At 36.6% G+C, this 3075-nt stretch carries 1 protein-coding gene; it reads left to right on the top strand.

The window, feature by feature from the left end:
- Positions 1-2811: methylmalonyl-CoA mutase family protein (locus tag VFS71_RS18495; RefSeq protein ID WP_326403108.1), on the top strand; the 2811-nt coding region annotated here is incomplete at its 5' end.
- Positions 2812-3075: the final 264 nt, after the last annotated feature.

Here is a 3075-nt window from a genome sequence, read left to right as displayed (position 1 = left end):
GAATTGGTGCGCCGTTTCTTAATCGATTTTCCAGAAAAAACCATCGGGTTGATTTCTGTCGATCCATCCAAAAGAAAAACAGGTGGAGCGTTATTAGGAGACAGAATTCGTATGAATGCTATTAACAACTCTAGAGTTTATATGCGTTCATTGGCTACTCGTCAATCGAATTTGGCATTATCAAAATACGTAGCTGAAGCCATTGAGGTTTTAAAAGCAGCAAAATACGATATCATAATCCTTGAAACTTCAGGAATTGGTCAATCTGATACTGAGATTATGGACCATTCGGATGTTTCATTATACGTAATGACACCTGAATTTGGTGCAGCAACCCAATTGGAAAAAATTGACATGCTTGATTTTGCCGATTTGGTAGCCTTAAATAAATTCGATAAACGCGGTGCTTTGGATGCCATTCGTGATGTGAAAAAGCAATACCAACGTAACCATAATTTGTGGGATGTCAATCCAGATGAAATGCCTGTTTATGGAACTATTGCTTCTCAGTTCAATGATCCAGGGATGAATACCTTGTACAAATCCATCATGGACAAAATCGTTGAGAAAACGGATTCCGATTTGAAATCGACTTTCCAAATCACCCGCGAAATGAGTGAGAAGATTTTTGTTATACCGCCTCATAGAACGCGTTACTTATCTGAAATTGCGGAAAACAACAGAAAATACGATGCTACAGCTTTGAGTCAAGAACAAGTGGCTCAAAAGTTATACGGTGTATTCAAAACTATAGAAAGTGTTTCTGGAAAAATTCCAGTAATCAATAAGGCAGGAATTGATGAAGATTCGGTTTTACCAAATGCTTTAGAATCTGAAAAGCCGGGTGGAGCAGAGAATAAAATCTTTTTGAATCTTTTGCTGAATCAATTTGATAAGGTAAAAATGGATTTAGATCCACACAATTGGAAATTGATTTTACATTGGGACGAAAAAGTAAATAAATATAAAGATCCAGTTTACACATTTAAAGTTCGTCATAAAGAAATAAAAATGGCAACTCATACGGAGTCGCTTTCGCACACTCAAATTCCAAAGGTAGCGATGCCAAAGTATCAAGCTTGGGGCGATATTTTGCGCTGGTGTTTGCAGGAGAATGTTCCTGGAGAATTTCCTTTTGCATCGGGATTGTACCCGTTTAAACGTGAAGGCGAAGATCCATCAAGAATGTTTGCTGGCGAAGGTGGACCAGAAAGAACAAATAAACGTTTTCATTATGTAAGCGCTGGATTGCCAGCCAAAAGGCTTTCTACAGCATTTGATAGTGTAACTTTATACGGTAACGATCCCCACTTAAGACCTGATATCTATGGAAAAATTGGGAATGCAGGAGTTTCTATTTGCTGTTTAGATGACGCTAAAAAATTATATTCTGGTTTCGATTTAGTGCATGCCATGACATCTGTGAGTATGACTATTAATGGACCAGCACCTATGTTACTTGGGTTTTTCATGAATGCTGCAATCGATCAGCAATGTGAAATTTATATCAAAAAGCACGAACTTACCGAATCGGTACAGGAAAAAATTAATGAAATTTATAAACAAAAAGGGGTAGAGCGTCCGCATTATCAAGGTGATTTACCTGAAGGAAATAATGGTTTGGGATTGTTCCTTTTGGGGGTAACCGGTGATCAGGTATTGCCTTTGGAAGTATATAATGAAATTAAAGAAAAAACACTTTCACAAGTTCGTGGGACTGTTCAAGCCGATATTCTAAAAGAAGATCAAGCCCAAAACACGTGTATTTTCTCGACTGAATTTGCCTTACGATTGATGGGGGATGTTCAGGAATATTTTATTGCCAAAAACGTAAGGAATTTTTATTCGGTTTCTATTTCGGGTTATCATATTGCTGAGGCTGGTGCCAATCCAATCACGCAATTGGCTTTTACGCTTTCAAATGGTTTCACTTACGTGGAATATTATTTGAGTCGTGGTATGGACATCAATGATTTTGGACCGAACTTATCGTTCTTTTTCTCAAATGGTGTAGATCCAGAATATGCTGTAATTGGTCGTGTTGCACGTAAAATTTGGGCGAAAGCCATGAAAAATAAATACGGAGCCAATGAAAGAGCTCAAATGTTGAAATACCATATTCAAACTTCGGGGCGTTCATTACATGCACAGGAAATTGATTTCAATGATATTCGTACGACTTTGCAAGCTTTGTATGCTATTTATGATAACTGTAATTCATTACATACCAATGCTTATGATGAAGCGATTACAACTCCTACGGAAGAATCTGTTCGTAGGGCAATGGCAATTCAGTTGATTATCAACAAAGAATTGGGTCTTGCCAAAAATGAAAACCCTATTCAAGGTTCATTCATTATCGAAGAATTAACAGATTTAGTTGAAGCAGCCGTTTTACAGGAATTTGACAGAATTACAGAACGTGGAGGTGTGCTAGGTGCTATGGAAACTATGTACCAACGTTCTAAAATTCAAGAGGAAAGTTTGTATTATGAAACCTTGAAACACACAGGAGAATTCCCAATTGTGGGTGTAAATACATTCTTGAGTTCCAAAGGTTCACCAACAGTAATTCCAGCCGAAGTAATTCGCGCAACCGAAGAAGAAAAACAATATCAAATTACCATGCTTGATAATTTGCATCAGTGTCATGCTGTTTTGGTTAAAGAGCATTTGAATGCACTTCAAGAAGCTGCTATTAAAGGTGAGAATCTATTCGGGCATTTGATGGAAGCTACGAAAGTTTGTTCTTTGGGACAAATTACAGAGGCTTTGTTTGAAGTGGGAGGGCAGTATAGAAGAAATATGTAAAGAAAGCAGTTGTGTTTTTAATTGCAAATTAGTAGAAAGACCCTTTAAATAAAGGGTCTTTTTTTTTGATTTTATTTTTATAAATTCGTGTTATGAAAAATACCTTTTGTTACCTTTTTATGCTTTTCATTAGCATTTGTACTTATTCTCAAGAAAAGCAATTACTGCCAAAAGGAGTAATTGTTGATTCAGTTAAAATAGAAAACACTGATAATGAATCCTATGCTGTTTATTTGCCAAAGCTATATAGGAGAGAAGTACCTT

This window comes from Flavobacterium sp., from assembly GCF_035760125.1.
Taxonomy (GTDB): Bacteria; Bacteroidota; Bacteroidia; order Flavobacteriales; family Flavobacteriaceae; genus Flavobacterium.
The sequence above is the reverse complement of the archived record's forward strand: the minus strand, read 5'-3'. Positions and strand labels throughout refer to the sequence as shown.